This window comes from Streptomyces sp. NPDC001985 (genome assembly GCF_040296845.1).
GTDB lineage: Bacteria > Actinomycetota > Actinomycetes > Streptomycetales > Streptomycetaceae > Streptomyces.
This window is the reverse complement of the sequence record NZ_JBEOYB010000027.1, coordinates 12,328-24,519: the sequence shown is the minus strand read 5'-3', so window position 1 is coordinate 24,519 and position 12,192 is coordinate 12,328. Positions and strand designations below refer to the sequence as shown.

At 73.4% G+C, this 12,192-nt stretch carries 9 protein-coding genes, 1 tRNA gene and 1 riboswitch; of the genes, 6 read left to right on the top strand and 4 right to left on the bottom strand.

The features are described 5' to 3' along the window. Positions 1–25: 25 nt before the first annotated feature. The 6 genes from ABT122_RS14475 to ABT122_RS14450 all read left to right on the top strand — a co-directional run bounded on the left by ABT122_RS14475 (position 26) and on the right by ABT122_RS14450 (position 5,854). Complete coding sequence (locus tag ABT122_RS14475; RefSeq protein ID WP_351550575.1) at positions 26–442, top strand: YciI family protein; 417 nt, start codon at positions 26–28, stop codon at positions 440–442. 51 nt (positions 443–493) lie between these two features. After that, positions 494–1,783, top strand: a complete 1,290-nt coding sequence (locus ABT122_RS14470) for an RNA polymerase sigma factor (RefSeq protein WP_351550573.1) — start codon at positions 494–496, stop codon at positions 1,781–1,783. Between the two features lie 167 nt (positions 1,784–1,950). Continuing rightward, entirely contained in the window at positions 1,951–2,697 is a 747-nt protein-coding gene (locus ABT122_RS14465; RefSeq protein WP_351550571.1) for a MerR family transcriptional regulator, read from the top strand. 195 nt (positions 2,698–2,892) lie between these two features. Further along, positions 2,893–2,966 (top strand) — tRNA-Met (locus ABT122_RS14460). A gap of 196 nt (positions 2,967–3,162) precedes the next feature. After that, positions 3,163–4,386 carry a PP2C family protein-serine/threonine phosphatase gene (locus ABT122_RS14455; RefSeq protein ID WP_502976142.1) on the top strand — a complete coding sequence of 408 codons (1,224 nt, stop codon included), beginning with the start codon at positions 3,163–3,165 and terminating at the stop codon, positions 4,384–4,386. A 223-nt stretch (positions 4,387–4,609) separates the two neighbouring features. Continuing rightward, positions 4,610–4,766: riboswitch (cyclic di-AMP (ydaO/yuaA leader) on the top strand. Positions 4,767–4,777: 11 nt separating this feature from the next. Beyond that, complete coding sequence (locus tag ABT122_RS14450; RefSeq protein ID WP_351550568.1) at positions 4,778–5,854, top strand: M23 family metallopeptidase; 1,077 nt, start codon at positions 4,778–4,780, stop codon at positions 5,852–5,854. A gap of 95 nt (positions 5,855–5,949) precedes the next feature. Here the strand turns inward: ABT122_RS14450 and ABT122_RS14445 are convergent, their stop codons facing one another. The 4 genes from ABT122_RS14445 to ABT122_RS14430 all read right to left on the bottom strand — a co-directional run bounded on the left by ABT122_RS14445 (position 5,950) and on the right by ABT122_RS14430 (position 11,438). After that, on the bottom strand, positions 5,950–7,377 hold the full coding sequence (locus ABT122_RS14445) for a PrsW family intramembrane metalloprotease (RefSeq protein WP_451067321.1): 1,428 nt from the start codon (positions 7,375–7,377) through the stop codon (positions 5,950–5,952). 74 nt (positions 7,378–7,451) lie between these two features. Further along, complete coding sequence (gene trmB / locus ABT122_RS14440) at positions 7,452–8,237, bottom strand: tRNA (guanosine(46)-N7)-methyltransferase TrmB (RefSeq protein ID WP_351550565.1); 786 nt, start codon at positions 8,235–8,237, stop codon at positions 7,452–7,454. Between the two features lie 410 nt (positions 8,238–8,647). Next, positions 8,648–9,826, bottom strand: coding sequence for an L-2-hydroxyglutarate dehydrogenase (gene lhgD, locus ABT122_RS14435; RefSeq protein WP_351550763.1), 1,179 nt, complete (start codon positions 9,824–9,826; stop codon positions 8,648–8,650). Between the two features lie 175 nt (positions 9,827–10,001). Then, on the bottom strand, positions 10,002–11,438 hold the full coding sequence (locus tag ABT122_RS14430; RefSeq protein WP_351550562.1) for an NsdA family TPR-like regulatory protein: 1,437 nt from the start codon (positions 11,436–11,438) through the stop codon (positions 10,002–10,004). Between the last annotated feature and the right edge of the window lie 754 nt (positions 11,439–12,192).

Genomic DNA, 12,192 nt, shown 5'->3' with positions numbered 1-12,192 from the left:
GCCACCACAACCGAGGAGCGACATCATGAAGTATCTGGTGATGGTTCAGGGCACCCAGGCCGACTACGAGGCCATGGCCGGCAAGGCATCCCCCCACGCCCCGGCCTGGAGCGAGCAGGAGCTCCAGGCGATGTTCGCGTACATGAGCGCCATCAGCGACGACCTCGCCGACTCCGGTGAGCTGGTCGACTCCCAGGGGCTCACCGCGCCCGCGCAGACCCGGCATGTCACCGCCGGCCCCGACGGGCGGCCCGTGATCACCGACGGCCCCTACGGCGAGACGAAGGAAGTCCTCGCCGGGTACTGGGTGGTGGACTGCGAGAGCCTGGAGCGGGTCACCGAGATCGCCGCCCGGGTCACGCGCTGTCCCGAACCGGCCGGCACCCCCGTCCACGCCGTCGTCATCCGGCCCATCCAGGACGGTGACGGCGGTGAGGTCTGACGGCGACCGCGGGGAGTCGTCGGCGGGCGCGGACACCCGCTCCGCGGGCGCATGACCGAACCGGACAGCACCGCCGGCACCGACCGCACCGCTGGCACCGACCGGACCGCCGGCACCGACCGCACCGCCGGCACCGAGGACCTGCTGCGCCGCCACGCGCCGCAGGTCCTCGGCGCGCTCGTGCGCCGGTACGGACACTTCGGCCTCGCCGAGGACGCCGTGCAGGAGGCGCTGCTCGCCGCCGCCGTGCGGTGGCCCGCCGACGGCGTCCCCGGCAACCCCCGGGGCTGGCTGATCAGGGTCGCCGCGCGCCGTCTCACCGATCTGCTGCGCGCCGAGGAGGCCCGGCGCCGCCGCGAGGAGACCGCCGCCGCCCTCGCGCCCCCGCTCCCGGACGGGGGCGCGCCGGGGGAGAGCCGCGTCCCCTCCGAGGACGACACGCTCACCCTGCTCTTCCTCTGCTGCCACCCCGCACTCGCCCCCGCCGCCCAGATCGCCCTGACCCTGCGCGCGGTGGGCGGGCTCACCACCGCCGAGATCGCCCGCGCCCACCTCGTACCGGAGCCGACGATGGCGCAGCGCATCAGCCGCGCCAAGCAGCGGATCAGGGGCGTCCCCTTCCGGCAGCCGCTGCCCGAGGACCGTGACCAGCGGCTCGCCGCCGTGCTCCAGGTGCTGTATCTGATCTTCAACGAGGGGTACACGGCGACCTCCGGCCGCGCCCTGCACCGCGCCGACCTCGCCCGCGAGGCCATCCGGCTGACCCGCCGCCTCCGCAGGCTGCTGCCCCGGGAGGGAGCGGTCACCGGACTGCTCGCGCTGATGCTGCTCACCGACGCCCGTTCGGCCGCCCGCACCGGTCCGCGCGGCGAGCTGATCCCGCTCGACGAGCAGGACCGGGGCCGCTGGGACCGGCCGGCCGTCGAGGAGGGCTGCGCCCTGGTCGAGGAGGCCCTCGGGCAGGGGCCCGCCGGGCCGTACCAGCTCCAGGCCGCCATCGCGGCGCTGCACGACGAGGCCGGTTCCGCCGATGCCACGGACTGGCCGCAGATCCTCGGGCTGTACGACCTTCTCGTACGGCTCACACCCGAGCCGATGGCCGCGCTGGGCCGGGCCGTGGCGGTGGCGATGGTCCACGGGCCCGAGGCGGGGCTCACCGAGGTCGCCTCGGTGGAGGACCGGCTCGCCGGGCACCACCGGCTCGACGCCGTCCGCGCGCATCTGCTGGAGCGCGCGGGGGACGCGGAGGGCGCGCGGGCCGCCTACCGGCTCGCCGCTCAGCGCACCCTCAGCGTGCCCGAGGCGAACTATCTGCGGATGCGGGCCGCCCGGGTGCGGTGAGCCGTCGCCGGACCGGGGCGCGGCCACCGCCGGACCGGGACCCCGGGGGCAGAGGGTGTCCCGGAGTCCCGGGGTCCCGGAGTCCCGGGGTCCCGGGGTCCCGGGGTCCCGGAGTCCCGGACATCCGGCTTGACCTTGACGCAACGTCAAGATCTAGCGTTCGGGCCATGGAGTGGTCGATCCAGGAAATCGCCCGGCGCGCCGGGACCACCAGCCGCACCCTGCGCCACTACGGCGACATGGGGCTGCTCGAACCCAGCAGGGTCGGTGCCAACGGATACCGCTACTACGGGCCCGATGCCCTGGTGCGGCTCCAGCGGATTCTGCTCCTGCGCGAGCTGGGCCTCGGCCTGCCCGCCATCGCGGAGGTGCTCCGGGGCCAGCGGGACACCGCCGCCGCGCTCCGGGCCCATCTGGGCCTCCTGGAACAGGAGCGCGAGCGCATCGGGCGGCAGATCGCCTCGGTGCGGACCACTCTGCACAAGACCGAGAGAGGGGAACAGCTCATGGCGGAGGACGTGCTCGACGGCTTCGACCACACCCGGTACGAGCGGGAGGTCACCGAGCGCTGGGGCCGGCGGGCGTATCAGCGCGGCGACCAGTGGTGGCGCTCGCTGAGCGAGCCGGAGCGCCAGGGATATCTGCGGGAGCAGAAGGGCATCGCGGCGGACTTCGCCCGGGCGCTGGCGGACGGCGAGGAGCCCGGCGGCGAGCGGGCGCAGGCAATCACCCGGCGCCAGTACGGATGGCTGTCGGCGATGGACGCCCCGTCGAAGTGCCATTTCATCGGACTCGGTGAGATGTACGTCACTGATGAGCGGTTCGCGGCCCACTACGAGCGCCATGGGGAAGGGACAGCTGCCTTTGTCCGGGACGCGATGAGGATTTTCGGCGAGCGGGAACTGACCGACTGACCGGCCGCCGCCTCCCCGGCGGGACAGCCGGATGGGGGTGGCGAAGAGGGTGAATTCGGTGCATTAGGTGGGGGTCGGGGCGGGAAATCCGGCCCCCGCAGGCCGGGAACACCCCGGAAATGAGGGCTCGCTCCGCGCCTCCGGGGGAAAGTGGGGAGAAGCGCGCTCCGGATGGCGTAAGGTTGTGTTCAACGACGCGGGGTGGAGCAGCTCGGTAGCTCGCTGGGCTCATAACCCAGAGGTCGCAGGTTCAAATCCTGTCCCCGCTACTGAAAGACCGTGGCCCGGCACTTCTCAGGAAGTGCCGGGCCATTGTCGTATGCGCGCGTCCTCGGCCCCCGCCCGGTGTATCGCCCGGTTGGACGGCGGCGGCTCGCCTCCCCGCGCGGTTGCCGCGACCCTGGGAGGGGCGCGGGAGACGTGTCCGCAGCCGTCGGCGGGCCGGAACCGGTCGGGAGAGCACCCTTGGCGCAGGAACAGCTCAGTGGATACGGCGCGCGCCGCTTTGTCCGGATGCTGCCCGTGCTCATGATCGTCGGCGGCTTCGTCTTCGATCTCGCCACCCCGCAGCGGTTCACCGCCGCGCCGATGTTCGCGGCGGCCCCGCTGATCGCCGCACCCTTCTTCTCCTGGCGCACCACCCTGCTGACCGGGCTCGCGGCGACCGCCGGGGTGATCGGGCTCCACTTCTACAAGGAGACGCTGGACGAGCCCACGACGTACACGGAGCTGGTCACCGTCGTCACCGTCTCCGGTCTGGCGCTGCTCATCAACCGGGTCATCCGGCGCGGCAACGAGCGGCTGGCCTCGGCGCGGGTCGTCGCCGAGACCGCCATGCGGGCCGTGCTGCCCACCCCCGCCGAGCGGATCGGCGGGTTCCGGGTCGCCGCGCGCTACGAGGCGGCCGTCGCGGACGCCTTCATCGGCGGCGACCTCTTCGCCGTCCAGGACACCCCGCACGGCGTACGGCTGGTGCTGGGCGATGTCCGGGGCAAGGGGCTCGGCGCGGTGGAGGCGGTCGCTGTCGCCATCGGCGCCTTCCGGGAGGCCGCCGAGCAGGAGACATCGCTGGAGCGGGTCACCGGCCGGCTGGAGCGGGCGCTGAACCGCGAGGCCGGCCGGCGCGAGACGCTGGACGCCGTCGAGGCGTTCACCACCGCCGTCCTCGGCGAGATCCCGCGCTCCGGCGGCGTCGTACGGCTGGTGAACCGGGGCCACCCGGCCCCGCTGATGCTGTACGGGGACGGGGGGCTCGGCCCGCTCGAACCCCGCGAGCACGCCCTCCCGCTCTCCATGGGCGAGCTGGAGCCCCGGCCGGACCGGGCGGACGAGTACCCGCTGCCGCCCGGCGCCACGCTGCTCCTCTACACCGACGGGGTCTCCGAGGCGCGTGACGCGCACGGGGTGTTCTACGACCCGGCCGCGCGCCTGCGGGGCCGGATCTTCACGGGGCCGGGGGAGCTGCTGGACGCGGTACTGGACGATGTGCGGCGGCACACGGGCGGGGGCGCCACGGACGACATGGCCCTGCTCGCGCTGACCAGCCCGGCGACGGCCCCCGAACCCGGTCCCGAACCCGGTCCCGAACCCGGTCCCGAACCCGGTCCCGAACCCGGTCCGGTGTCCGGCGGCGGCGATGGCGCCGGCGATGGCGGGAACCGGTCGGGCCGCCCTTCCCACGGTGCGTAATCAGAGGTCACCCCTCCGACAACGACTGATAACAATTGATATACCGTCAGTTTCGGCGCGGAGGCTGACTGCCGCTCAGGTCGCCCGAATCCGGCTGCTTGTGTCCCGTTAAGTCCATGGCAAAGAGTTTAAAGATCACTCGGAACAACTTGGAATCCGGACCGCGTGTCTATTAACGTTCGATAACGCAGCGCGGTCGTCCCAGCCGCCGTCAGGGTGGCGCCGCGCGCGTGCGCCGAATCCCGCAAGGGAACCGGGGAACCACCCATTGGGGTGAATCGGACATCGTCCACCGTTCAGTTCGCGGTGAGCGCTGCCCGTAGGAGACCTTCCTGCTCCGAACCCGTCAGCTAACCCGGTAGGCGATAAGGAAGGAAAGGAGTACGCCTCAGTGGCGTCAAACAGGCCTGCCCCGGAATCGCCTTACACGACTGCGGTCTTCAGCGAGGACGGGGCCGAGCGGTCCGTCGGTGAGTGGAACCCCACCGCGGAGACCGTCCGCCCGGTGCGCGGCCGGCACCGCCACCGTGTGATGAAGCAGCGCGGTGGATTCGCCCGCAGCTCCACCGTTCTCGGTGTCGGTGTGATCGCCGCCGTCGGCGCCGGTGGCATCGCCACCGCGCAGAACAAACCCGCCATCGCGATATCCCTCCCCGACGTCGACTCTCTTCCCGGCGTCGGCGCTTTCATGTCCGAGGACGCCGCGGACGGCGCCGAGGCGGACCGCGAGCGGACCGCCGAGTACGAGACCATGGGCCTCGCCGCCCAGGAGGCCCAGCCCACCGCGGCCGAGGCCCTGCGCTCCCGCATCCTGGAGCAGGCCGAGGACCAGCAGGCCGGTGCCGCCGAGGCAGCGCGGGCCGCCGCCGAGCGCGACGCCGCCGAGAAGGCCGCCGCGGCGGCCGAGAAGGCGGAGAAGGAAGCCGAGGCCAAGGCCGAGGCCGAGCGCGAGGCGGAGCGGAAGGCCAAGGAGAAGGCCAAGGCCGAGGCCAAGGAGAGGGCCGAGCAGAAGGCCAAGGAGAAGGCGGCGGCCGAGGCCGAGGCCAAGCGCGCCGCGCAGCTCGCCGGCAGCTACGCCCTGCCGACCTCCTCGTACACGATCACCGCCACCTACGGTCAGTCCGGCTCCATGTGGTCCTCGGGCCAGCACACCGGCCTCGACTTCGCGGCCCCGGCCGGCACCCCGGTCAAGGCCGTGGGCGGCGGCACCGTCAAGTCGGCCGGCTGGTCCGGCTCGTACGGCTACCGCATCGTGCTGCAGCTCTCCGACGGCACCGAGGTGTCGTACGCGCACCTCTCCTCGATGACCGTGGGCGCGGGCCAGCAGGTCTCCACCGGCGAGACCATCGGCCGGGTCGGCTCCACCGGCAACTCCTCCGGCGACCACCTCCACCTGGAGGTCATGACCCCGGGCGGTTCCGCCATGGACCCGATGGCCTGGCTGCGCAGCAAGAACCTCAACCCCTGACGGCTCCCTGAGGGGTCCCCCTCACCGGCCGCGGAACCCCGGCAGCCCTGGCATCCACCCCCCATGCCAGGGCTGCCGGTCTTTCCCGGGCGGACTCAGCGGCGGTACGGGTTGTACCCCTCGTAGTCCCGGTACGGCGGCGGCACCCGGACCCGGCCGGTCGCCCGCGCCGCGTGGATCAGCGCCGGGGACGCCGCGTCCTTCCGCTGCCACATGTGGTGGAGCAGCTCCTGCTCCCGGGCGACGAAGTCCGGGCCCGCCGCGCCCCGGCCGGCCCGGTGGCGCAGAAACGCCAGCGAGGTGGCGAACCGCTGGTACTCCGACACCGTGTGCGCCGCCGCCGGACCTCCCGTGCGCCGGGCCACATCACGGGCCAGGGCGCGGGCCTTCATCGACGACAGCGCCGGCGGCTCCGCCGGGGCGAGCCAGCCGGCCGCCGCGTAGGCGGGCAGTTCGGACGCTATCGTGCGCAGCTCCCGCTGCCGGGTCCAGATCACCAGCCAGGTCAGCAGCGCGAACGCGGGAACCATGAACGCCCCGTACACCGCGTAGAAGCCCCAGGGGCCGAGATACGACGCCGAGCCGTTCCACAGCGCGTGCACGGCCATCGACAGCAGCAGCCCGAGCAGCGGCAGCGCGGTCCTGCGGAACCGGCGGTGGCGGGCGGCCAGGGCGGCGGCCCCGAAGCCGATGCCGGTCAGCACGGTGAAGAGGGGGTGGGCGAACGGCGACATGACGATACGGACGAAGAAGGTCGCGGCGGTCACCGACTCCAGGCCCGACTGGCCCAGCTCCCGGTCCTCACCGAACGCCGTGCCGAGGTAGAGGATGTTCTCGGTGAAGGCGAAACCGGTGGCGGTGAAGCCGGCGATCACCACGCCGTCCACGATTCCGGTGAACTCCCGGCGGCGGAAGAAGAAGATCAGCGCGATGGCCACGGCCTTCGCGCTCTCCTCGACAATGGGCGCGATCACCGTGGCGCCCAGGGTGTCCGCGCTGGTGGGGTCGGCGGTGGCGGTGGCGATCCAGCGGATCGCGAAGGAGTTCGCGAGGATCGCGACCAGGGCGGCGGCGAAGGCGCCCCAGGCGAAGGCGAAGATCAGATTCCGCCAGGGGCCCGGTTCGACCCGGTCCAGCCAGCGGAAGGCGGCGGCGAGCAGCGGTACGGGGAGGGTGGCCAGCCCCAGGCCGACGAGGAAGCCCTGGGTGCCGGTCTCGTCCCGGACCAGCGCGAGGATCACCAGGGCGCACAGGGCCAGCACGGTGATCGGGAGACCGGCCCGGAGCGCCTTGCTCTGCCAGAGCCGGGCGGCCCGGCGCGGCTTGTAGCGCCAGCGGGCCCGCTCGGGCACGGCGTCGAACACCGGCTGCCGCGCGCAGGCGGGGACGGCGGGACCGGGGGTGGGAGCGGTCGCCGGACGCGGGGGCGGAACGGGGGCGGGGGACGGCTCCCCGTCCGGCTGGAGGGGTGGCGCGTTGGACGGCGGACGGGGCTGCGGGTGATGGGGGAGCGGCTCGGACACCCAACGACCCTAACGACGCCCACTGACACCTGGCGACGCCGTCTCGGCGCCCACCCTGCCGCGAGACGCCGCGTCTACCGCCCGGGAAGCCGTTCGGGAAGCCGCTCGGTCCGGCTGAACAGCAGGTCCCGCACGGTGTGGCCCTTGTCCAGGCCCTGGCCCTCGAACCGGGTCAGGGGGCGGAACGCGGGGCGGGGCGCGTAGCCGCCGTCCGCCCGGGTGTTCTCGAAGTCCGGGTGCGCGGAGAGCACATCGAGCATCTGCTCGGCGTACGGCTCCCAGTCGGTCGCGCAGTGCAGCACCGCGCCCGGCCTGAGACAGCGCGCGGCGAGGGTGAGGAACTCGGGCTGGATCAGCCGGCGCTTGTGGTGCCGCTTCTTGGGCCACGGGTCGGGGAAGTAGACGCGGAGGCCGTCCAGCGAGGCGGGGGCGAGCATCTCGCGGAGCAGGATGATCGCGTCGCCGTTGGCGACGCGGATGTTGGAGAGGCCGTTCCGCTCGGCGAGGCCGAGGAGATTGCCCTGGCCGGGGGTGTGCACATCGACGGCGAGGATGCCGGTGCCGGGGTCGGCGGCGGCCATCCGGGCGGTGGCCTCGCCCATGCCGAAGCCGATCTCCAGGACGACCGGGAGGCCGCCGAAGGTCTCGGTGAGGTCGAGCACACGGTGCCCGTCGATCTCGATGCCCCACTGCGGCCAGAGCCGCTGGAGCGCTTCCCCCTGTCCGGTGGTGACCCGGCTGCGGCGCGGCTGGAAGCTGCGGATGCGCCGCTCGTGGTGGGAGCCGGCGGGGTCGGCGACGGGCCCACCGGGGAAGCGGGGGGTGGGCGGGGCGTGGGTGTGGTTTCGCGTCTCGGACACAGTTCCTGAATTCTACGACCCCCTCGCCCCCTCGCGAGAGCCCCGCGACCCGCCTCCGCCCATCACGGTCAGCCCGAGCCCTCCCAGCGGGTCCGGCCCACTCAGCCCGCCCGGCGTTTGAGGACGGACGCCGCACCAGGGGTGGCCCGAGCCCTCCCAGCGGGTCCGGCCCACTCAGCCCGTCCGGCGTTTGAGGACGGACCCTGTGCGACAGGACCCCGCATCCTGCGGACCCGGGTCGGGGGCCAGCCCCCGAACCCCGCTCCTCAATCTCCCCCAGAGCTGCCTCTGGGAGGTGCCCCCAGAGGTGCCGGACCTCGTGCCTCGGCTCCCCAGCGGAGCTGCCCCCCCCCACCTCCCGGAGGCAGCTCCGGGAGAGACCAAGCCCCACCTCCCCCGCCCCCAAAATCTCAGAGGTGCCGCAGCACCCGGCGGGCCACCTCCCGGCCGATGGGGAGGGACGCCGTCGCCGCCGGCGAGGGCGCGTTCAGGACATGCACCGCCCGCGCCGTCTCCTTGATCAGGAAATCGTCCGCCAGGCTCCCGTCCCGCAGCACCGCCTGCGCCCGCACCCCCGCCGGGGCCGGCCTCAGCACCCCCTCCGTCACCGAGGGCAGCAGCCGCCGGACCGCCGTCGTGAAGGCCCGCTTCGAGAGGGAGCGGTACACCTCCCCCGCCCCGTACCGCCAGTGGCGGCGGGCGAGCCGCCAGGTGCCGGGCCAGCCCAGGGTGGTCGCCAGCTCCCCGGGACGGATCACCGCCGCCCGGTACCCCTCCCGGGCCAGGGCGGGCACCGCGTTCGGCCCGACATGGACGGAGCCGTCGATCCCGCGCGTCAGATGCACCCCGAGGAAGGGAAACGCCGGGTCGGGGACCGGATACACCAGCCCCCGCACCCGCTCCGGCTCCGTCAGGTCGTAGAACTCGCCCCGGAAGGGAACGATCCGCATCCCGGGGTCGTCCCCGGTCAGCCGTGCCACCCGGTCGCAGTACAGCCCCGCGCAGTTCACCAGGACCCGGGATCTGACCACGGTCCCCGAGGCGGTCCGCACCGCCACCCCCCAAGGGCGGCGGTCCACCGCGACGACCTCCTCGCCGCAGCGGATCGCGGTGCCGGCCGCGTCGCACTCCGCCGCCAGCCGGGCCGCCACAGCCCCGAAGTCGCACACCCCCGTCGTCCCCACATGGATCGCGGCGAGCCCGCGCACCTCCGGCTCGTACTCCAGGATCTGCGCGGGGCCCAGCTCCCGCACCGGGATGCCGTTCTCCCGGCCGCGCTGGACCAGGGCGTGGAGCCGGGGCAGCTCCTCCCGGCCGGTGGCGACGATCAGCTTTCCGGTGACCCGGTGGGGAATGTCGTGCTCCGCGCAGAATTTGATCATCTCCGCCGCGCCCCGCACCGCGAACCGCGCCTTGAGCGAGCCCGGCCGGTAGTAGATCCCGCTGTGGATCACTCCGCTGTTGCGGCCGGTCTGGTGGCGGGCCGGGGCCGGCTCCTTCTCCAGGACGGTCACCCGGGTGCCGGGAGCCGCGCGGGTCAGGGCATGGGCGGTCGACAGACCGACGATCCCGCCGCCGATCACCAGCACGTCGCAGTCGAAGGCACCCCTCCGCCCGCCGTCGCCGGAGCCGCCGCCGGCACCACCGCCGGAACCGTCCCTCTCCACCGCCACCACGCCACCTCCCACCCCGATAGTGCACCGGCCCACTGACAACGGCCCGGTACCGGGTCCCCCCTCCCGGCCCCGGAGCCCCGCTGAAGCGTTACGCCGGGGTCATCAGCAGCGGGCGGGCCCGCTCCCGCAGCTCCACCACCCTCGGCTCGTCGCCGTACGGCTCCAGCCGGTGCAGCAGATCCCGTACGTACTCCGTGGTCCGCGCGGACGAGATCCGGCCCGCGACCTCCACCGCCCGGGTGCCCGCCGCGCAGGCCGCGTCCAGGTTCCCCGACTCCAGCTCGGCGACGGCGCTCACCACCAGCCGCAGCCCGTGCGAGCGGACGAACTCCTCGGTGGGCCGGGAGAGCGCCTGCTCGGTGAAGCGCCGCACCTGCCGGGGCGCCTTCAGATCGCGGTAGCACTCCGCCGCGTCCGCGCAGAACCGGTCGTACGAGTAGAAACCGAGCCAGGTCGGGTCGGGGTCGCCGTCCCGGGAGCGCTCCAGCCACCCCTCGGCCGCCTTCAGCGCCGCACCGGCCGCGACCGCGTCATTGGCCTTCGCGTGCGCCCTGGCCTCCACCAGCCGGAAGAAGCTCATGGTGCGGGCGGTGGCCAGGCCGCGGTTGCGCTCCAGTGCCGCCTGGGCCAGGTCCACGCCCTCGTCGGCGAAGCCCCGGTAGATCGACTGGAGCGACATCGAGGCCAGCACATAGCCGCCCAGGGGGACATCGGCCGCCGCGCGGGCGAGGCGCAGCGCCTGGATGTAGTACCGCTGGGCGGCCTCCTGCTGGCCGGTGTCGAAGGCCATCCACCCGGCGAGCCTGGTCAGTTCGGCGGTCGCGCCGAAGAGGGCGCGGCCCACCTCGTCCGAGTACGAGGAGAGCAGTAAGGGCGCCGCGTCCACCCGCAGGCACTCGGGGACCATGGACGAGCGCCAGTCCCCGCCGCCGTACTTGGAGTCCCAGCGGCGGGCGTCCTCGGCCGCCTCGCGCAGTTTGGCCACATCGCTGTGGCCGACGCGGGCCGGCGTGTCGTCGGGTGAGCCCTCGCCGGGCGGCGGGTCGGGGAGGCGTTCCACCGAGGAGTCGGCGGGTGTTATCAGCCAGCGGGAGGCGGGGGTGGCGTAGGCGCTCACCGCGAAGGACCCGGCCAGGGACTGCCAGATCCCGCCGCTGCCGGCCCGCCGGCCCGCGAGGTCGAGGCGGTACAGCTCGGTGGCCGACTTGACCGCCGCGCCCACGTCGCGCGGGAAGGCGAGCCCGACCTCGGGCGCCGGGTCGGCGTCCGCGAGCCCGATCTCGTGCAGGGGTACGGGACGGCCGAGCTTGGCGCCGATCGCGGCGGCGATGAGATGGGGGGCGGCGCCCTGGGGGACCATGCCCTTGGAGACCCACCGGGCGACGGAGGTCTTGTCGTAGCGGAGGGTCAGTCCGCGCTGGGCGCCCAGGTCGTTGACGCGCCGGGCGAGGCCGGCGTTGCTGATTCCCGCGAGGGCGAGAACGGTGCCGAGCTTTTCGTTCGGCCCGCGTTGCTCCCTGGACATGGCCCACCCCTCGACACACAGACGGCCGCCGCGTCGCTGTCCGGCGCGCGGCATTCGTACCGAGTCCTCGCCGTCGGGCGGCTTCCGGCCCCCCGGTGCGGCCCCGGTCGCAGAAGTGCCTGGCCGGGCCCGCGGAATATGCCCGTAGGTTCAGAACATCAGTAAACCCAGCGTAGTTCGCCGCATCCCGACCGTTAAGGGGCGGAGTTCCGTATGGCGAGATTGTTGTGCGTTGGGGATGTGCGGTCGCGGAGGCGGTGCGGGGAGGGTCGTGGCGCGCCCTGGCTGAGCCCCGGTTGTGTGGCCGTGCGCCTGTGTGTGCGCTCTGTCCGGAGTGTCGGGGAAGAGCTTCCATGAGTGCTGCGTGGGTCGGTCCACTGCGTACTGGAACCAGTGGGCTGGGGGACACCGCCGTCTTCAATCCCCGCGGGCGGCGGACCGGTCCGGGAGGCGCAGCCCGCCTCCCGGACTGCTGTGTGCCCGCGGCGGTCCCGGGCGGCGGAAGTTCCCCTGGGGTGGTTCGGGGGCTTCTGCGCTGCCTTCGATCTTCCAGAGATTGTCCGAATATCGACTGTCTCCGTTAAGCGTTTTGTTCGTTTTGTGCTCGGCGTGACCGATCCGCCGTTCCCCGGACCGCCGTCAACCCGGACCCGCCGGGGGCGCGTTCACTTTTTGCTCGTGCTACCCGGCGGCGCGTCCGTGCGCCGCCTTCGTGGCACCATGGGCCCGAACGGCCAGGTGCGGCCCTGCGCAC

Coding starts and splice junctions, on each gene's coding strand:
- ABT122_RS14465 (WP_351550571.1), top strand. CDS start 1,951: ATGGAGTGGTCGATCCAGGAAATCGCCCGGCGCGCCGGGACCACCAGC.
- ABT122_RS14430 (WP_351550562.1), bottom strand. CDS start 11,438: ATGTCCAGGGAGCAACGCGGGCCGAACGAAAAGCTCGGCACCGTTCTC.
- ABT122_RS14470 (WP_351550573.1), top strand. CDS start 494: ATGACCGAACCGGACAGCACCGCCGGCACCGACCGCACCGCTGGCACC.
- ABT122_RS14475 (WP_351550575.1), top strand. CDS start 26: ATGAAGTATCTGGTGATGGTTCAGGGCACCCAGGCCGACTACGAGGCC.